10 protein-coding genes are annotated in these 19,521 nt (G+C 66.8%); 6 read left to right on the forward strand and 4 right to left on the reverse strand.

Annotation, left to right across the window (positions count from 1 at the left end; genetic code table 11):
• The 4 genes from AC5P7A_RS15490 to AC5P7A_RS15505 form a co-directional block, all read right to left on the reverse strand.
• Positions 1 to 3,615 (reverse strand): RHS repeat domain-containing protein (locus tag AC5P7A_RS15490; protein ID WP_495220311.1); only part of this gene is annotated, 3,615 nt, incomplete at its 3' end.
• A gap of 317 nt (positions 3,616 to 3,932) precedes the next feature.
• Positions 3,933 to 5,288 carry a Gfo/Idh/MocA family protein gene (locus tag AC5P7A_RS15495; RefSeq protein ID WP_075076247.1) on the reverse strand — a complete coding sequence of 452 codons (1,356 nt, stop codon included), beginning with the start codon at positions 5,286 to 5,288 and terminating at the stop codon, positions 3,933 to 3,935.
• A 65-nt stretch (positions 5,289 to 5,353) separates the two neighbouring features.
• Positions 5,354 to 8,329 carry a TonB-dependent receptor domain-containing protein gene (locus tag AC5P7A_RS15500; protein WP_495220312.1) on the reverse strand — a complete coding sequence of 992 codons (2,976 nt, stop codon included), beginning with the start codon at positions 8,327 to 8,329 and terminating at the stop codon, positions 5,354 to 5,356.
• 134 nt (positions 8,330 to 8,463) lie between these two features.
• Positions 8,464 to 11,823, reverse strand: a complete 3,360-nt coding sequence (locus tag AC5P7A_RS15505) for a TIM-barrel domain-containing protein (protein ID WP_495220313.1) — start codon at positions 11,821 to 11,823, stop codon at positions 8,464 to 8,466.
• 322 nt (positions 11,824 to 12,145) lie between these two features.
• Here AC5P7A_RS15505 and AC5P7A_RS15510 point away from each other — a divergent pair, with 322 nt between their 5' ends.
• The 6 genes from AC5P7A_RS15510 to AC5P7A_RS15535 all read left to right on the forward strand — a co-directional run bounded on the left by AC5P7A_RS15510 (position 12,146) and on the right by AC5P7A_RS15535 (position 19,475).
• Positions 12,146 to 13,300, forward strand: coding sequence for an SIS domain-containing protein (locus AC5P7A_RS15510; RefSeq protein ID WP_046433031.1), 1,155 nt, complete (start codon positions 12,146 to 12,148; stop codon positions 13,298 to 13,300).
• Positions 13,293 to 14,231: an ROK family protein gene (locus tag AC5P7A_RS15515; RefSeq protein WP_495220314.1), complete on the forward strand. Its 939-nt coding sequence runs from the start codon at positions 13,293 to 13,295 to the stop codon at positions 14,229 to 14,231. Before AC5P7A_RS15510 ends, AC5P7A_RS15515 begins: the two co-directional genes overlap by 8 nt.
• A gap of 16 nt (positions 14,232 to 14,247) precedes the next feature.
• Positions 14,248 to 15,582, forward strand: coding sequence for a D-tagatose-bisphosphate aldolase, class II, non-catalytic subunit (locus tag AC5P7A_RS15520; protein WP_495220315.1), 1,335 nt, complete (start codon positions 14,248 to 14,250; stop codon positions 15,580 to 15,582).
• Positions 15,583 to 15,615: 33 nt separating this feature from the next.
• Positions 15,616 to 16,392, forward strand: a complete 777-nt coding sequence (locus tag AC5P7A_RS15525; protein WP_014038836.1) for a DeoR family transcriptional regulator — start codon at positions 15,616 to 15,618, stop codon at positions 16,390 to 16,392.
• Positions 16,389 to 17,504, forward strand: a complete 1,116-nt coding sequence (gene nagA / locus AC5P7A_RS15530; protein ID WP_046433040.1) for an N-acetylglucosamine-6-phosphate deacetylase — start codon at positions 16,389 to 16,391, stop codon at positions 17,502 to 17,504. Before AC5P7A_RS15525 ends, nagA begins: the two co-directional genes overlap by 4 nt.
• Before the next feature lie 192 nt (positions 17,505 to 17,696).
• A complete protein-coding gene (locus AC5P7A_RS15535) occupies positions 17,697 to 19,475 on the forward strand; it encodes an MFS transporter (protein ID WP_014648756.1) in 1,779 nt (592 codons plus the stop codon).
• Positions 19,476 to 19,521: the final 46 nt, after the last annotated feature.

A 19,521-nucleotide genomic window follows, 5' to 3' on the forward strand; every position in this document is an offset into this window, starting at 1 on the left:
GTCGCGCGCTTCGCCGTCCACGGCGGTCAGCCGGTGGCTGGTTGCGGGATAGGTGTAGCTGGCCGTGCCTGCCGAGGTGGTCAGCGCGGTGCGATTGCCGGTGGCGTCATAGGCATAGGTTTCGATCGGCGTGCCGGTCGTACCGTCCTGGGTCTGGGTCAGGCGACCCAGCGTGTCGTAGGCGTACTGGGCCAGCACCGTCGAGCCTGCGCCGTTCTTCAGCTCGGTGACCGAACCGACCGGGTCATAGCCGTAGCCCAGCGACAGGCCGCCTGCGGCTGGGTCATGCACCGCCTGCGGGCGGTAGTCGAGGTCCAACGGACGCTGCAGCTGGCGGCCGTTGCCGTAGGTCCAGCCGGTGGCCGGGCCGAAGGCCGCGTAGGTCACGTTGTTCACCACGATCTGGCGCGCCTGGCCGGGGCGGGTCAGGCCGATCTGACTGATGCGGCCCTGGGCATCACGCACGTAGTCGGCCACGCTGCCGTCGGGGTAGGTCAACGCAGTCAGGCGACCCGACTTGCTGTAGGCGTAGCGCAGCGTGCTGGCGACACCATTGATCGTCTGCACTTTACGGGTGACCTGGCCGAAGCGGTCGTGGCAGTACTGGGTGCTGCCATTGGCATGCAGCACCTGCCCAAGCCGTCCCTTGGCGAAGCGCTCGTCGGCGGCACAGGCGGCAGGCGCCACGTCATAGCTGTAGCCCACGTCCAGATTGGGGTTCGGATAGGCGATGCCGATCAGGCGGTTGAGCCCATCGTAGTGATAGGTGGCGGTGACGCCGCGTGCATCGGTGGCCGTCTTGCGGTTGCCGGCGGCGTCCACGGTGAAGCTGCTGGCGCCACTGTCCGGGCTGACCTGCCCGGTCAGGTCACCGAACCCGTTGTAGGCATAGGTCGTATGCAGGCCCTTCGGGTCGGTGACCTGGGTGACCTGGTCCAGCGCGTCGTACTGGCTGCGGATCTCCGCCGCGACGCCACCAACATCCTGCAGGATTTGCGCCAGGCGGTTGAGCGGGTCGTACTGCTGGCTGGTCACGCGCTGCAGTGCGTCGGTCACCGTCTGCGGGTTGCCGTTGGCATCGTAGGCGAAGCCGGTGGCGTGATTGCCTGCGTCCTTCAATGCGGTCAGCTGGCCAAGCGTGTTGAAGGTCCGTGCCAGGGTCCGGCGCAGGGTGCCGCCAGTGTCCAGCGTGTCCTCCTTGAGGCGGTTGCCGGCGTTGTCCAGCGCATAGTGAATGGTGTTGCCGCTGTTGTCCGCAATATCGGTCAAGCGCTGGGCGGCGTCATAGACATAGGTGACACTGCTGCCGTCCGGCTCGGTGACCTGCTGCACCTGGCCGGTCGGCCAGTAGCTGATCTGGGTCACCCGGTCCTCGGCTGTGGTGGCACCGCGCACGGTGACCGAGGTCGGCCAGCCACGGGCATGGTAGGTGTAGGCGGTGATCACGCCATTGGCATCCTTCGCCGACAACGGCCGCCCGAGTGCGTCGTAGGCCAAGGTCTCGACCGTCTGGCCCAGCGCATTGGTCACACTGCGCAGGTCACCCTTGCGATAACTGCAGGCACCATTGGTCGCGCATCCCGCGTCGTCCGCGGTGTAGTAGGCATAGGTGGAGATATCCGCCACATCACTGCGTGGGCCATCCACGCTACGCAGCAGTCCCACCAGCGGGCACTCCGGCCCTTCGGCCTCACAGTAGGTCTGCGTGGTGATGCGGGTATCACCGGTCACCCTGTCGCGCACGGTGATGGTGGTTGGCTGGAGGCGCGCATTGCGTGCGATGCGGACCTCACGGTTACCGACGGTCTGCTGCACCAGCCGATTGCTGTCCATGGCCACGCGCGTTTCGCTGACGCGCTGATCCGGAGTACCGGCCGCTTCGGTGGTGGTGGTCACGCTGACGGCGCCTGCGGCAGCATCGCTTGCCTCGGCATAGGCGTAGCTGGTGACGACACCACGGCGATCGGTCACCGACTGCAGCCGACGCCGGAAATCGGTGCCCTCGGGCAGATAGGAGCGAGTGATGCTGCCGTTGCTTTCGGTGATGCCATTGACCTTGCGCGGAAGGCCGCTGGTACCGCTGGCGGTCAATGCGTACGTACTCTGCTTGCCCAGTGCGTCGGTGACGATGGTGGTGCCTGCCGGGGTGTACTCCAGGCGCACGCCATCAATGCCCACGTCGGCTTGACTGCAATCACCGGAATGGCGGCTGCAGCTGACCCGCCCCTTGGCGTCATAGCCAAACCAGCTGTAGCGCCGGGTGTCTTCGGCGGTCACGCCCGTCAGGTAGCCCGGGAAACGTGTGTCCTCATAGTGGTATGTACGGCTGGCGCCGTCTGCATAGGTCGCGGTGATCAGTTCCCCGGCCGGAGAATAGGCGTAGCTCACCACAGGCTGGCCGGCGATCACCAGGGCCGAGATCAGTGAATCGTCGCCCGGCGCGAGGTACTGGACATCCACGCGCCGACCGGTTGAATGGGTGATGCTGAGCAGGCGGCCGCGGCTGTCGTGTGCATAGGTCAGCGAAGTACCGTCTTCGAAATCACGGCGCTGCATCAAGCCATCAGCATCAAAATAAATGCGCTCTTCGGCACGTGAAAGTTGCCAGTTGGTGCCCTGCTGGACCGCGCGATCGCCGCTTCCGTCCATGGCTTCGTAGCTTGCCCCCACTTTCTGGAATGCGGTCTGCCCGCCATCGGCGCCGATCAGCCCAACTTTCAGTTCGGAGCTGGGAGGGAAGGTGGAATCGTCTACGCCTGTGGTAAGCCGCAGATTGTGGGAATGGGTCCAGCCCGTACCCAACGCGCCACCCGCCGTGCTCGTCAGGGAGTGATAGTGGCGTTGGAAGCTCACCCATCCAAGGTTGAAATCCGGCTCAGGCTGGGATTTATCGCCAGTGGTCGGATCACACGGGTTACCAACAGGACACTGCTGCGGCGGCAGCGGCCCGCTTGTGTAGGAGAGCATGGGCGACATGTGCGGCTCGTCCTGCTGGACCAGAGAGCACATCTGCAGGGCCTCATTCCACGTCAGGGACGGTCGATTCGGACAAAGCGCCGTTCTGGCCCGGCGCACATGCTCCCACCCCACTATCGACGAGCATTCTTGAGTGCTCTGATGATAGAAGTTCAAGGTGTAATGGAAATCCTTCTCCTCGTTGGTCACGCTACCGTCGTCGCCCCTGCCAAGTCCAAGGAGCTCCACCCAAGGATCCTCCGTGAGTGAAGTCGCCGGGCACTGCGGGTCGCTGACGCGGGTAGCGAGGATCACGCTACGAATCTGATCTTCGGAGGAGTACTCCTGCCCTGAGTGGATGTAGACCCAGTCGGTAGTAACGATCTTCTCGGGTCTCACCCGGTAATCGTAGATGACCTTCTTTCCAAGGACGCGTTGGCGTTTGACATGCCAATTGAAGGGTTTGTCCTTTTCGTACTGGGAAAAGAGCGACTTGATGTCCTTCTGCACCGCCGCTTCGGTGGCTCGCGGCTGGCCCATCGACAGGTAGCTCTCCCACTTCTTCTGCACCTCCTGCGCCTGCGCAGCCCAAGGAGCCAAGCTCCCCAGCGCGATCATCGCCAGTGCGGCACACGAAATGGTCTTCAGTCGTTCCAACATCCCTGTTCTCCTTCCTGGACGAACACAGCTCCGGCGGGAACGAGAACGTGGGGCAGCTGCCTCACCACGTCATGCTTCGGATCGTCCCTGGTCCGGAATGCGGCCATGACCGCACGGGGAACGTTATCTCCGATGTGGTTTACACATTCAAGTCAGAAACTGTGGAGTGGGTCGGATTTCAGAGTTTTCTGATAAAGCGAGCGACCGACCGAACAAGCAGCCGGGCGTGGGCTCGGCTCTACAAGGCGAATGCTTCCAGAAACGGAAACACCGGGCAGTGCCCGGCGTCTCCGTCACAGCGTGGAAGGGTGTAAACCTCAATACTTACCGTCGAACGCGAAGATCGGCTTGCGCGTCTTCCACGCACCAGCAGTAAAGTCCGGGAACTCCAGCGTCTGGAAGCTGTTGGCGATCGACTGCTCGCTCAACGGGGTGATCGCACTCCAGGTCACCGCGTCGTAGATGTCGATCGGCATCGGTGCCTTGGCCTTCAGTGCTTCAACAAATGCATGGATGACGAACCAGTCCATGCCACCGTGGCCGGCGCTGGCGGCGGTGTCGGCATTCTGCTTCCACAGCGGGTGTTCGTACTCATCCTGGTACTTCTTGAACTCCTCCCACTGGTGCGGCGGGCTGCGGCCTTCGATGTGGATCGAATGGTTGACGTCCATCCACAGGCCCTTGGTGCCCTGCACGCGGAAGCCCATCGAGTACGGGCGCGGCAGCGAGGTGTCGTGCTGCAGCAGGATGGTCTCGCCGTTCTCGCAGGCCAGCGTGGTGGTCACGATGTCGCCGAGCTTGAACTTCACCTTGGTGCTGGGGTGGGTGGTGCCGCCACTCTTGGCCACGGTGTATTCGTGCAGGCCGCGTGCCTTGGTCGCGAAGGCGTTGATGTGGGTGAAGCGGTTGCCACGGTTGATGCCGGTGTACATCGCGCACGGGCCGATGCCGTGACTGGGATACAGCTCGCCGTTGCGCTCCACCGAATGCTCGGTGCGCCAGCGTGCTTCGCTCCAGCCCTTGGGACCGAACTCCACGCCGCTGTCGTAGGGCTGGTTGGGATCGCCGGAATTGAACTTCACGCCGCGCAGGTCGTGCTGGTAGCCGGCCTGCAGATGCACCAGTTCGCCGAACAGCCCCTGGCGCACCATCTGCAACGCCGCCATCACGTCGCGACGGTAGCAGACGTTCTCCAGCAGCATGTACGGGGTGCCGGTGCTCAGCTGGGTCTTCAGCACGTCCCAGTGGTCCTGCAGGGTGATGCCGGCCACCACTTCGCAGCCGACGGCCACGCCGGCCTGCATCGCGGCTATCGACATCGGTGCGTGGTATTCCCACGGCGTGGCGATGATCACGCCATCGATGCCCTTCTGTTCCAGCAGGCGCTTCCACGCGTTGGTGTCGCGGTCCTGGCCATAGGTCTTCGGCGCGGGCTTGCCGGCCTTCGCCACCATCTCTGTGGCACGGCCCAGCATGATCGGCTCGATGTCGCACAGGGCAACCACTTCGACGTCGTCGCGACGCACCAGTTCCTTCAGCAGCACCAGCCCGCGCATGCCGGTGCCGATCATGGCCAGGCGCACCTTGCGCCCGCGTGCCCAGGCGGGGGTCTGAGGCAGCAGGCTGCTGGCGGCGACAGCGGCGCTGGCCGCGATGAATTCCCTACGCTTCATGGCAAACATCTCTCCTCTTGGCAGCGTGCCGGCCGCAGCCGGCACGCCAGGTCACGCAAACGGAATTACTTGAACCGGTAGCCGATGGTCACACTGTAACCACGGCCGAAGATGGTTGCGTAGTCACTGGAGTCACCCAGGAAGCTGTTCGGATCGTAGAACGGCAGGCGGTTGAACAGGTTCTTGACGGTGAAGCTCAGGTTCCACGCATCGTCCGGGCGCCAGGTGACGCTCATGTTGGCGGTCCACCACGACGGTGCACCATCGCACTTGCTCTTCTGCAGGGCCAGGTAGCCGCCGGTGCAGGTTTCCTTGTTGTTGCTCTCTTCGTCGATCTGGTCGGTGGCCCACTTGGTGCCGCCCACGTAATTGACGAACATGCTGGTGGTCACCTGCTTGTAGGTCCAGTCGGCATTGAGCGTGGCGCGCAGGCGCGGATTGTTGTAATAACCCACCACGTCGCCGTAGTACCAGCCGTTCTCGGCGTCCATGTAGAAGCGGTTGCGGTTGGCGATGGTGGCGGCCAGGCCGATGTTCAGGTTGCCCCAGTCGCCCAGCGAGAAGCGGCTGCGCGCATCGATGTCGAAGCCGTCGATCAGGGTCTTGCCGCGGTTCTTGTACTGGCCGACCACGCTGGCCACGTTGCCGGCGGAGTAGCCCGGCAGAGTGGCCGGGCAGCTCACGCCGCTGGCCGGATCGGCGCACATTGCCGCCAGCTGGGCCAGGTTGGCACGGTCACTGTCGGTGATCGGCGAGCGCGACATCGAGATGATGTCTTCCATGCGGCGATAGTCCGGCGCGACGATTTCATTGTTGCGGTAGATGAACCAGTAGTCGGCCGACACCGACAGCCAGCTGGCCGGCTCGTAGACGAAGCCGAGGGTGGCGATCTTCGCCTTCTCCGGCTTCAGGTCCTTGTTCGGCTGGGTCATGCGCGCCACGGTGCGGCTGCAGTCGACGTTCAGCAGGGTCTTGCCGAGGTCGACGTCACCCGGCCGCTGCGACTTCAGCAGCAGGTTGGCGATGGCGTTGGTCTCGCCGCAGCGCAGTTCGTCACGGAAGCCACCGAGCTGGGCGAACACGCCGCCGTTGCCGGACTCGGCCAGGCTCGGCGCGCGGAAGCCGGTGGAATAGGTGCCGCGCAGCATCAGCTGATCGAACGCCTGGTACTTGAAGCCGATCTTCGGCGCGATGTTGGCGCTGAAGTTCGGGTACTTGTCCACGCGCACCGCCGCATCCAGTTCCAGCTTGTCGGTGATCGGCGCCACGGTCTCGGCGAACAGCGCGTAGGTGTTGCGCTTGCCGTCGAACCACGAGCCGCCCTGCTGGGTGATCAGGCCATTGGCCGCATCGGCGTTGCCCGGGGTGTAGAAGGTCTCACGGCTGGCGTTGAAACCGAACGCGGCGCGCATCTCGCCGGCCGGCAGCTGGAACAGCGGGCCTTCGATCTTGCCGTCCAGGGTGTGCAGGCGGGTCCACGACTGGATGTCGAAGGTCGGGAACGCTTCACGGATCAGCGCGGCGTTGGCGTCGCTGATCTCGCCGAACTTGTACGCCGGATGGTCGGAGATGATCACCCGACCGGTACCTGGATCGATCGTGTACGGGCCGAAGGCCTTCTCGAAGCCCTTGGTGTTGACGTTGATCGTCTGGTAGGTGGTGGAGTGGGTACCCGCGCTGGCGAAGGCGGTTTCCCAGTTCCAGTCACCCCGGTTGCCACGCGCACCGGCCAGCACGCGGTAGCTCTTGTCGGTATTGCGCTGGCCGAAGTAGTTCGGACCGGCATCCTGCAGCAGGTAGTTCAGGCCGACCACCCCGCCCATCATCGCCTTCAACTGCGGACTGGCATGGTTGTATTCGTTGTTGGGGCCCAGGAACGGGTACAGGAACTGGTTGACGGTGTTGCCGGTATTGCGCGAGAACCAGCTGGTCGGGTTGCCGGTGGTGGTGCCGTAGGTGCGCGGCGTGCCACCGTTGGCGCGCAGGTCGATGTCGGTGTAGGTCGCCTCGGCGAAGATCTCGGTGCTGTCACCCACCAGGAAGGTGCCGTTGAGGTAGGCGGTGTTGCGCTCGGACTTGGCACCGGCATCGATCTCGTTGTTCATCCAGGTTTCCCAGACGCAACGCGGACCGGCCGCTTCACTGGTCAGCACGTTCCTGCAGCCCGGCGCAGCTTCCTGCACGCGGCGGCCGGTGACCGGATCGAAGGCGAAGTAGGTGCCCGGGTTGAACTCGCCCGGCTTGCTGCCCACGCCCAGGCGCAGGTTGTTGAGGTAGTTCGGGTTGTTGACGTAGTACTGGTCCGGACGCTTGTCGTAGAAATCGCTCAGCGGAATCGCGTCGCGACGGTACATGTTGACCGCGCCATAGATATTGAAGCGGTTCTCGGCCAGGTCACCGAAGCCGGCGCTGATGCTGGCCTGGCGCTCACCGTAGGAATCGATGCGCGAGGAGGTGTCGTTGGTGAAGCTGACCTCGGCACCCTGGAAGTTGCGCTTGGTGATCACGTTGATCACGCCGGCCACCGCGTCGGTGCCGTACACGGCCGACGCGCCGTCGGTCAGCACTTCCATGCGCTCGATGGCCGCCGCCGGGATCGCATCGATGTTGACGAACTGGGTCTGGAACCCGGCCGGCGCACCGTAGTACGACAGGCGGCGACCGTTCAGCAGCACCAGCGTGCCCTGTGCGCCGAGCCCGCGCAGGTTGGCCTGCGAGGCACCATCGGAACCGGTGAACAGCGAGCGCGCATCCTGCTGCGCAGGGCGTGCGGCCGGCAGGTTGTCGAGCACCTGCAGCAGCGTGCGCGCACCCATGTTCTGGATGTCCTGCTTGCTGATCACCTGCACCGGCGAGGCGGTTTCAACGTCGGTGCGGCGGATGTTGGAGCCGGTGACCTCGATGCGGGCCAGGTCGGTGGCGTTGTCCTTGCTCTCTTGGGCGAAGGCAGGAGCGGCAAGCGAGAACAGCGCGCCGGCAATGGCCAGCGTCAGCGGAGCGATCGGGCGGCAGGGGGGGCGGTGGTGGCGGGCGGGCAACATCGGGGTTCTCTCCTGGCAAGGGTGCGGCGCAACTGAGTGAGCGCGTGGGCGTTCGGCGGGCAAAACGCTCCCGGGCCACGGCCATGAGGGCCGTAGTCGGGATGGGGCGGGGGAGGAGCGGTGTTACGTGGGGGTCATGGGGCGACGATGCTGGCGGAGTCGCCCTCCTGGCCGATCAGTACGGCGTTGGCCCAGTTGGCACAGACCTGGGCGGGTTGGCTGCCCTGCGCACCCAGCGTGCGCAGGCTCAGGGTGGAAAGGCCACGGATGTCCAGCTCCGGCTTGACCACGCCGGGCGCCTTCACCAGGCCGCTGTCGTACAGCAGGCGGTTGTCGCCCCATACCTGGAACTGCAGGCCGCCGGCGTTGCGGCAGGCGTCGTCGATGCCGAGGTCGGCACGCAGCAGGTGCCAGCCGCCCTGCAGGCGCAGGTCGATGCGGCTGCTGGCGCCGACCCCCAGGCCACGGCGGAACTGCAGGCCGTTCATGCGCATGCCGGCGTCGCCACGGAAGGACTGGTCGGTACGCAGCTGGCTGGCCAGCGCGGCCGGCACCGGCAGCTCGGAGAGATAGCGCTGCCGGGCCGGTCGCTCCGGTTCCTGGTGTTCGAGAATGTGGAAGGTGGACAGGGCGATCGGGCCGACATCGCGCGGCTGCAGTGCATCGAACGCGCGGGCGCTGCCCTGTGCGGCGGTGACCATCGGGTCGGTGCTGCTGGCGCCGTCGCCTTCGGGGTTCTGCACGCTCAGCACGCGGAAGCGCAGCAGGCGGCCGGCGTGGGCCGGGAAGTCGATGCGCTGCACGCCTTCCTTCAACTGCAGGCGGCCACGGGCGATCGGCTCGCCCCACTCACCGTTGCTGTCGCCCAGGTAGACCTCATAGTCACGTACCTGCCCGTGCTTCCAGTTCTTGTCATTGCGTGGCGCGATGTCGATGCCATCGATCATCTTCCGCTCGCCGAAGCCGATCACCCACTCGTGGGCGCCGGTGCGCACGGCCTGGTTGCGCACGCTGCGGAACCAGGTGGCCGGATCGTCGTCGAAAGCATTTTCCAACGCATGGCCAGGCTCTTCGGCCGGGCGGTTGACCACCAGCAGGCTGTCGGCCGGCAGTTCGCGGCCCAGCACCGGTGCGGCCGGATAGGCATCATCGGTGGCTGCGGCAGCGACTGCGAAGTCCAGCTGCAGCTGCAGTGGCTGGCGGATGTCCTGGGTGGCAGTGCGCACATGCACGGTGCCGCGGCGGTCCTTGGCATCGAAGTACCAGCCCTCGTTGGCGCTGTTGAAGGCGGCAGCATCGGCCAGCGCCGGCAGCGCGCGGCCACCGGCCTGCACCGCACGTGGTGCCTGCCGGCTGAGTACGCGCAGGCCGTAGCGGCGCTGCGCCAGCTGGCCGTTGTACTGGCCCTGCACGGCGTCGATCTGCACCTGCACCGGGCCACTGCCCTGCGCCGGCGCCTGCACGTGGATCACCTGCGTGCTCGACTCGCCCTGCTGATAGCGGCGCGTGTTGCCATCGTCTTCGTACAACGTGTACTGCGAGTCGCCCTGCGGGTACAGGTCGAAGGTCACTTCATCGAGCGGTTTTTCGCCATCGAACAGCATCGACGGGTACATCGGCAGGATCGCACCGGCACGCACGAACACCGGCAGCGTGGCCAGGTCCACCTGGCGGTCGAGCTGGCGGCCATCGGCGGCGGCCTGCACGCGACGGCCATCCCAGTAGTCGATCCAGCCGCCGGCCGGCAGGTGGATGTCGCGGCGCCAGCCACGGCTGGCGGCCTGGCTGCGGTACACCGGCGCCACCAGCAGGTCGCGGCCGAGCAGGAACTGGTACTTGTAGGTTTCATCCTGCGCATGCGGATCGCGCGGGTTGTCCCACATAAGGCCACGCACCGGCGGTGCACCGGTCTGCGCGGCCTCGTACACCAGCCCATACATGTATGGCGTCAGGCGCATCTTCAACTTCAGGTAGTCGCGGTTGATGCTGCGGTAGGGCTCGTCGTACCACCACGGGTGCTTGCGCGCGTTCGACGACCAGCCGCTCATGCCCATCAGCACCGGCGTGAACGCCTTCCACTGCAGGTCGCGGGTGAAGGTCTCGGCGCTTCCGCCGAAGATCGCATCCACATCGCCGCTGGCGTAGGCCATGCCGGACAGGCCCGAACCGACCAGGGTCGGCACGTGCCAGCGGATGTAATCCCAGCTGCTGCTCTGGTCGCCGGTCCATGCCACCGCGTAGCGCTGGATACCGGCCCAGCCCATCACCGTCCACAGGAACGGGCGCGAATCGGAATTGTCGAGGATGCCGTTGAATGCCTGGCGGTTGGCGTCCATCGCGAACTGGTAGCCCTTGCCGGTCCAGGCCACGTCCAGCTTCTGCACGCGGCTGCCGGCCTTGCCCACTTCCCACGCGATCTTGTCGACGCCGTTCTCGGTCCACAGGCCGGTGCGGAAGCCGTACTTGGCCAGGCCATGCACGGTTTCCGGCAACTGCTTGTAGCCGCAGCCGTAGCCATCGTTGGGCAGGATCCAGCCACCGGGCATGTCGTGGGCGCGGTACTGCTTGGCCACGCTGTCGATCACATCGGGCGTGGTGCCGGTCGGGCCGTCGCTCCAGCCTTCGGGCACGGTGCCGGGCTTCCTGCTGTTGTCGCCGTCGTTGTAGCAATCGGCATCGCCGTAGGACAGCGCCCAGCGCGCGACCATGTTGGGGCGGCCGGTCAGCTGGGTGTAGCGTTCGATCAGCTTGGGCAGGTCGGCGCCCACGAAGTAGTACGCATCGAAGCGGTCTTCGCGATGCAGCAGCGTGGCCTGGTCGCTCTGGCGCAGGTCGTAGCTGCCATCGCTCCATGTATTGCGCAGCATGCCCCAGCCGCGGCTGCTCAGCAGCATCGGCGCCGGGCTCGGCCGATCACCTTCTTCCCAGCCACCGGAATAGGACACCTCCAGCTCGCGGCCCTTGAACTGGTAACGGCCGTTCTGCTGGCCACCACCGAAGTAGCCCTCATCGGCCTGCGAGGACAGCACCTGCACGCTCTGCGTGGCATCCAGGTCCAGCGGTTGCAGTTCCTGCCACAGCGCGGTGGGCTGGCCATTGTCCAGCCGTTCCAGGCGCAGGCGCAGCGGCTGCCGCTGTACATGCAGTACCAGTGCCTCGGTACGCACGCGGATTTCCTGTGCGTCTTCTTCCAGCTGCGCCTGCACGCTCGCCTTGGGCTGCGGCAGCACGATCGGCGCGGCCTTGTCGCCGGCGCCGGTCAACGTGCCGTTGCGGCCGGCCTGCACGCGGATGATGTCGGTCGCCGGCAGTTCAATGCGGATGCGCGCGCCCTTGTCGGTCTGCAGGTCCCAGCCCTGCACGCCGTCTCGGCTGGCGCTGGCGCTGACCGTACGCAGGTTGCCGACCGGCTCGGCGCGGGCCGTCATGGACGCCAGCATCAAGGCCGGCACCAGGGCCAGCATCAGCGGCGAGCGACGAACGCAGTTTTCCACGCGGACTCCCAACCCGTTCACCGGGCGTTTCGAAAGCGGTTGGGCCGACTCTAGGGCAGCGATTCGAAAGATGTCAACAAATTGAAAGGAAAAAGGAAGATATATTCCATTGAAACGAAAGTTGCTGCGCCGCAATACTTTGTGTAAACGCTTGCAGGTGCCTGTTAAGCATTGTGCGATACGGCATTCAGTCGGTACTTTCGTTTTTCCCGGCATCGCGCGCAAGGCAAAGCCACCCACCTTTTTTCTTTCTTTTTACTTTCGATGTTTGACATTTCGAAAGAAAACGCAGATGGTGCGCTGGCCCAACTGGAACCTCCGAATGGACGTCACCCTGCTTTCCGATGTGTCCGCCTGGCAGCGCCTTGGCGGAGCCGATACCGCTACCGAAATCGCCCAGCAGCCTGCGCTGTGGGACGCCCTGGCACAGGACCTGTCGCGTGCCCGCGACCGCCTGCAGGCCTTCCTCGGCGACAGCCTCAACGATCCCAACCAACGCGTGCTGTTCACCGGCGCCGGCAGCTCCGGCTTCATCGCCGAAATGGTGGCCGACGCGATCAACGCGCAATGGCCCGCCGAGGTGCGCGTGGTGCACACCACCAGCCTGCTGACCCACCCGGCGCTGTACCTGCAGCGCGACCGTCCGACCCTGCTGGTCTCGTTCGGCCGCAGTGGCTCCAGCCCGGAGAGCGTGGCGGCGGTGGACCGCGTGCGCAGCGACGTGGATGACGCGCGCTTCCTCGACATCACCTGCAACGCCGATGGCGAGCTGGCCCGCCGTGGCGCCGGCCGTGCCGACACCTGCACCCTGCTGATGCCGTCGGCCAGCTGCGACCGCGCCTTCGCCATGACCAGCAGCCTGACCTGCATGCTGCTGGCCGCGCTGACCGTGTTCGATCGTTCGCCGTGGGATGCGCGCGTGACGCGCCTGAAGCAGATCGCCGCACTGGCCCGCGAAGGCCTGGCGCAGTGGGATGCACCGGTGGCGACACTGGCGCAGCGCCCGTTCAACCGCATCATCTACCTCGGCAGCGGCCCGCTGGAAGCACTGGCACGCGAGTGCGCGCTGAAGGTGCTGGAGCTCACCGCTGGCCGCGTGCTGGCGCTGGCCAACACACCCCTGGGCTTCCGTCATGGCCCGAAGTCGACGCTGGATGGCAACACCCTGGTGGTGGTGCTGCGCAGCGTGCAGCCGCTGGCGCGCCGCTACGAACAGGACCTGCTGGAAGAACTGCGCCGCGACGGCGTGGCCGGCCAGGTGCTGGCGATCGGTCCGCATTCGGACATCGGCGCCGACGACGAATACACCCTCACCGTGCCGGCACTGGACGATCCGTGGCTGGCACCGGTGTGGCTGGGCTTTGCGCAGCTGTTCGCACTACAGCGCTCGGCCGCGCTGGGCCTGACCCCGGACAACCCGTTCCCGGACGGCACCGTCAACCGCGTCGTCAAGGGCGTCACCATCCACCATGGCTGAGCTGATCGCCCACGCCTGCTACGGCATCGACATCGGCGGCACCAAGATCGAGCTGGTGGCGTGCGATGTGGCGATGCAGGTTACCTGGCGCCGCCGCGTGGCCACCCCACAGGGTGACTACGACGGTTTCCTGCAGGCAGTCGTGGCGCTGGTCGCCGAGGCCGATGCCGCACTGGGCCGCAGTGATGCGGCGATCGGCATCGCTCTGCCCGGCGTGCGCGACCGCCGCAGCGGCCGCCAGCTCAGCGCGAACGTGCCTGCGTTGACCGGCCACAGGGTGGCCACGGACCTGCAGGCGCGGCTGCAACGCCCGCTGCATTTCGGCAACGACCTGCAGTGTTTTGCCCTGTCTGAAGCACACGGCGGTGCCGCCGACGGCTACCCCAGCATGTTCGGCGCCATCCTCGGCACCGGTGCTGGCGGTGGTTTCTGCGTGCAGGGCCGCCTGCTGACCGGTTTCAACGGGCTGGCCGGCGAATGGGGCCACTGGAGCGTGCCCGGTCATCTGCTGCAGCGCCACGGCCTGCCGCTGATCGACTGCGCCTGCGGCCTGCAGGGCTGCGTGGAGCGTTATGTGTCCGGCAGTGGCGTGGCGATGATCGAGCGCCACCTTGGTGGCAGCGCCGCCGACGCCAGCGCGGTGATCGCCCTGGCCGAAGCCGGTGATGCCCGCGCGCGCAAGGCGCTGGACATCCATCGCGACCTGCTCGGCCACAGCCTGGCCGCGCTGGTGCTGGCGCTGGACCCGCACGTGATCGTGCTCGGCGGCGGCCTTTCGCAGTACGCGCCGCTGTACCAGCACCTGCCCGCCGCCATCGCCGCCCACCTGTTCAAGGGTGTGCAGGTGCCACCGATCGTGCCGCCACGCTTCGGCGATGCCGGTGGCGCACGTGGTGCCGCCCTGCTCGCCTGCCAACCCTCGTTTTCCTGATGTCCGGAGCCTGACCATGTCCCCGTTGCAGACCCTGCTTGCTTCCCACCGCGCCGGTGCCAATGTCGGCCTGTACAGCGTCTGCTGCAGCAACGAGCAGGTGCTGCGCGCGGCCATGCACGTGGCACAGGCACATGGCACCGTGCTGCTGGTCGAGGCCACCTCCAACCAGGTCGACCAGTTCGGCGGCTACACCGGCATGACCCCGCCGCAGTACCGCGATTACGTCGGCACCCTGGCCGATGAGGAAGGCTTCCCACGCGAACGGCTGATCCTGGGCGGCGACCATCTCGGCCCGAATGCCTGGCAGAAGCGCCCGGCGGCCGAAGCGATGACCCACGCGCGCGTGCTGATCGAAGCCTACGTCGCCGCCGGTTTCCACAAGATCCACCTCGACTGCAGCATGTCCTGCGCCGATGACCCGGTGCCGCTGCCCGATGCCATCGTCGCTGCCCGTTCGGCCGAGCTTGCCGAGATCGCCGAACGCACCGCCGCCGAACACGGCCTGCCGCCGCCGGTCTACGTGATCGGTACCGAGGTGCCGATTCCCGGCGGCGAAGCCTCGCTGGCCGAAGGCCTGCAGGTGACCACGCCGGCTGCCGCCGCGCAGACCCTGGCCATCCACCAGCAGGCGTTCGACACGCCACAGCTGCGCGATGCGTGGCAGCGCGTGATCGCGATGGTGGTGCAGCCGGGCGTGGACTTCGACCACAGCAGCGTGCATGAGTACAACCCGGACGCCGCCCATGCGCTGGCCAACTTCCTCGAGCGGCAGCCGCGCATCGTGTTCGAAGCACATTCCACCGACTACCAGCGCGAAAGCGGCCTGCATGCGCTGGTACGCGACCACTTCGCCATCCTCAAGGTCGGCCCGGCGGCCACCTTCGCCTACCGCGAGGCGCTGTTCGCGCTGGCCGCGATCGAGGCCGAACTGCTGCCGGCCGCACAGTGCTCGCGCCTGCCGCAGGTGCTGGACGAGGCGATGGTGGCGCAGCCGAAGTACTGGCAGTCCTACTACCAGGGCGATGCCGCCGCGCTGCGCCTGCTGCGCCGTTATTCCTTCAGCGACCGCTGCCGCTACTACTGGGGCGAGCCGGCGCTGGTACAGGCGGTGCAGACCCTGTTCGCCAACCTGGAGCAGCATGCGTCGCCGCTGGTGCTGCTCAGCCAGTACCTGCCGGAGCAGTACCGCGCCGTGCGCGAAGGCAGCCTGGCCAACACCCCCACCGCGCTGGTGCAGCACCGCATCGGCCTGTGCCTGGGTGAGTACGCCCGTGCCTGCAGCGCCAACCAGGCCGGACCCCGCACGCAGAACGCAGGTTCGGCTGCCGGCGTTCCTGCGAACGGCTAATCTCTACCTTTTCCCGCAAAACCGAGAATGGCCATGCGCAACACCCGCTCCCGCCGGCAACAGATCCTGCAGCTGCTGATCGAGCACGGCTCGGTGCAGGTGGCCGATCTGGTCGAGCGCTTCGGCGTGTCGGCGGTGACGATCCGTGCCGACCTGACCCACTTCGAATCGCAGGGCCTGGCCAACCGCACCCACGGCGGCGCGACCCTGGTGCGCACGCCGCCGCAGGAACAGGACATCCATGAGAAGGACGCGCTGAACCTGCCACTGAAGGAATCGATCGGTGCGCGCGCTGCGCGCCTGGTGCAGCCGGGTGACAACATCATCATCGATTCCGGCTCGACCACGATGACGCTGGCCCGCCACCTGCGCGCGCATCGCGACGTGACGGTGATGACCAACGGCCTGAACATCGCCTGGGAACTGGCCAATGCCGCGGGCATCACCGTGCTGCTGACAGGTGGCCTGCTGCGCCAGCAGTCGCTGTCGCTGCAGGGCAGCCAGGCCGAAGCCAGCCTCAACTCGTACAGCTTCGACACCCTGTTCCTGGGCGTGGACGGCCTGGACCTGCAGTTCGGCCTGACTACCCACGACGAGGCCGAAGCCCGCCTCAACCACCGCATGGTCGAGCGTGCGCGCCGCATCGTGGTGCTGACCGATGCCTCCAAGTTCGGCCGCGTCAGCCTGCACCGCATCGCCCTGCTGGACCAGATCCACGCCATCATCACCGACGCCGGCATCGACGATGCAACCCGCGAAGGGCTGCAGCGGCTGGGCATCGAAGTGATCATCGCCGAGCCCACCGCATGACCGACACCCGCACCCTGCATGGCCGCATCCTCACCCCGCTGGGCTGGCGGCGCGGGCACGTCCACTTCGATTCACGCGTGCGCCGGCTGCAGGTGGACGACCACAGCGGCGCCGACGACCTGCAGCTGCCGGTGATCCTGCCCGGCTTCGTCGACCTGCATGTGCATGGCGCGGCCGGCGTGGACCTGATGCAGGGCGGCGACGTGGCACGCACCATCGCCCGCACCCATCTGCGCTTCGGCACCACCACGCTGCTGGCGACCACCATGACCGCCGGGCTGGACGAGATCGAGCACGCGCTGCACGGCGTCGCTGCGGCAATGGCGGCGCCTGATACCGACGCCGCCAGCATCGTCGGCGTGCATCTGGAAGGACCGTTCATCAGCCCGCAGCGGCTGGGCGCACAGCCCAATCGTACGATCGAGGCGACGGTGGCACTGGTGCAGCAGCTGCACGCGCTGGCGCCGATCCGGGTGATGACGCTGGCACCGGAGATCGGCGAGCACACCGCGTTGATACCCGCGCTTTCGGCGATGGGCATCCGCGTGCAGCTGGGCCACAGCGCCGGCACCTACGAGGAGGGCGTGGCGGCGCTGCAGGCCGGTGCCTCCGGTTTCACCCATCTGTTCAACGGCATGACCGGCGTTGACCACTATCGCCCGGGCATTGCGGCGGCGGCGCTGGCGCATGCGCAGTACGCCGAGATCATCCCCGACCTGCAGCACATCCACCCCGGCGTTATCCGGCTGGCCGCGCGCGCGATCCCGCGCCTGTACGCGGTGACCGACGCGACTGCCGCCACCGGCATGCCCGACGGCGAGTACGCGCTGGGCGAGCAGCGCGTGCACAAGTGCGGCGGCTGCGTGCGCCTGGCGACGGGTTCGCTGGCCGGCAGCGCACTGACCATGGACCAGGCGCTGCGCAACCTGGTGCGCGTCGGCCTGGACCTGGCCGACGCCTCGCAGCGGGTTTCCACCTTCCCGGCCGACTATCTGGGCCTGGGCGATCGCGGCCGCATCGCGCCCGACGCCCGCGCCGACCTGGTGGTGCTGGACGCCGAACTGCGCCTGCAGCAGGTGGTCATTGGTGGGCGCGTGGTCGATCTGACCTGACGCAAGCGATGCGGCCCGGATGCCGCGCGGGCTCCCTGTAGAGCCGAGCCATGCTCGGCTCACCGCGCGAAGCGCGGCATGGGGAACCTCGATATCGGAACGGAAAGCAGCCGAGCATGGCTCGGCTCTACAGAATGCACTCTGCGACGAACCGCCGCCGGGCCTGGCCCGGCGCTACCACAGGAACTGCCGATGACTGCAAGCACCGCCCCGCGCTGGCCCGTACGCTACCTGCTCTTCATCGGCGGCCTCGGCGGCCTGCTGTACGGCATCGACATCGGCATCATCGCCGGTGCCCTGCCCTACCTGGAGGCAACGGCCAGCCACGCCTGGCAGCTCAGCAGCCAGCAACTCGGCTTCGTGGTGGCGGCGGTACTGCTGGGCAGCGTGCTGTCCTCGCTGTTCGCCGGCATGGTCGCCGACCTGATCGGTCGCCGCGGTGCGATGCTGCTGGCCGGCCTGCTGTTCACCGCGTCGATTCCGATCATGGCGCTGGCCTCCGGCTACACGCCGCTGCTGCTCGGGCGGCTGCTGCAGGGCATCAGTGGCGGCCTGATCGGCGTGGTGATCCCGCTGTACCTGGCCGAAGTGCTCAGCCCCGAGCGGCGTGGGCGCGGTGCGGCGATGTTCCAGCTGCTGCTGACCATCGGCCTGGTGTTGGCGGCACTGATCGGGCTGTACCACGCACATGCGGTGGATGCCGCCGCCGAAGCCGTGCGCTCGCTGCCGCTGGCGCAGCAGGCGCAGGAACTGTTCACGGTGAAGGACCAGGCCTGGCGCACCATCTTCTGGAGCTGCCTGGCGCCAGGCCTGCTGTTCTGTGCCGGCATCTTCTGGCTGTCCGAATCGCCGCGCTGGCTGGTGCGCCGCGGCCGCGTCGATGATGCCCGCCGCAGCCTGCAGCGGGTGTTGCCTGCTGCCGACGTGGAACCCACCCTTGCACAGATCCAGGCGCCGGAATCGAGCAGCAGCGACGGCAAGCGCGACCCACTGCTCAGCCGCCGCTACGTGGTGCCGTTCGTGCTGGCCTGCGTGGTGCTGGCCTGCACCCAGGCCACCGGCATCAATTCGGTGCTGGCGTACGCGGTGAACATCCTCAATCAGGCCGGCCTGTCCGGCTCGGTGGCCAACGGTGCCGACGTGGCGATCAAGCTGCTCAACGCGGTGATGACCGTGGTCGCGCTGCTGCTGGTCGACCGCAAGGGCCGCAAGTTCCTGCTGATGCTCGGCAGCGGCGGCATCTGCGTGGCCCTGCTGGCTGCCGCCACGCTGTTCTTCCAGGCCGAGCGTGGCCGCGCCGACGTGCAGCCGCAACTGCAGGCGGCGGTCAGCGGCGACGGCCTGCGGCTGGTGCTGGACGACGCACAGTGGCAGCGCCTGGGCGGTGGCATAAACAGCGAAGGCCGGCCGATGCAGCTGACCGTGTCGTACGCCTACGGTGACTTCACCAATGTGCGCGCCCTGCGCAGCGACAGCCTGACCGACCGCGAGCTGCGCATCGAGCGTGCCGGGACCGTGCAGCCGGACAGTGTGATCGGCGCGTTCTTCCGCAAGCTGCATCTGAACCCGTTCGCCGACCCGGCCAAGGCCGCACAGGCACCGCTGCGCATCGAGCAGGCCCGCATCGGCCCGGTGCCGCCGCCGGCGCATGGCTGGGCGGTAGCCGCCTGCATCCTGGTATTCGTCGCGTTCTTCGCGGTCGGCCCCGGCGTCTGCGTGTGGCTGGCACTGTCGGAACTGATGCCCAATCGCATCCGCTCCAACGGCATGAGCATCGCCCTGCTGATCAACCAGTTCGTGTCGACCACCATCGCGGCGATCTTCCTGCCCACGGTGGGCCACTACGGCTACGCCAGCATGTTCCTGTTCTGGGCGGCGTGCACGTTCGTGTTCTTCCTGGTAGCCGCGTTCTGGCTGCCGGAGACCAAGGGCAAGTCACTGGAGGAGATCGAGGCACGGTTCGCACGGTAGCGGTCGACCTTGGTCGACCTCCGCGCGTAGCGCGGTGGTGTTGGCG

It is taken from the genome of Stenotrophomonas sp. YJH_SMC_65, from assembly GCF_059369475.1.

Coding starts and splice junctions, on each gene's coding strand:
- AC5P7A_RS15495 (WP_075076247.1), bottom strand. CDS start 5,288: ATGAAGCGTAGGGAATTCATCGCGGCCAGCGCCGCTGTCGCCGCCAGC.
- AC5P7A_RS15500 (WP_495220312.1), bottom strand. CDS start 8,329: ATGTTGCCCGCCCGCCACCACCGCCCCCCCTGCCGCCCGATCGCTCCG.
- AC5P7A_RS15510 (WP_046433031.1), top strand. CDS start 12,146: ATGGACGTCACCCTGCTTTCCGATGTGTCCGCCTGGCAGCGCCTTGGC.
- AC5P7A_RS15515 (WP_495220314.1), top strand. CDS start 13,293: ATGGCTGAGCTGATCGCCCACGCCTGCTACGGCATCGACATCGGCGGC.
- AC5P7A_RS15520 (WP_495220315.1), top strand. CDS start 14,248: ATGTCCCCGTTGCAGACCCTGCTTGCTTCCCACCGCGCCGGTGCCAAT.
- AC5P7A_RS15525 (WP_014038836.1), top strand. CDS start 15,616: ATGCGCAACACCCGCTCCCGCCGGCAACAGATCCTGCAGCTGCTGATC.
- nagA (WP_046433040.1), top strand. CDS start 16,389: ATGACCGACACCCGCACCCTGCATGGCCGCATCCTCACCCCGCTGGGC.
- AC5P7A_RS15535 (WP_014648756.1), top strand. CDS start 17,697: ATGACTGCAAGCACCGCCCCGCGCTGGCCCGTACGCTACCTGCTCTTC.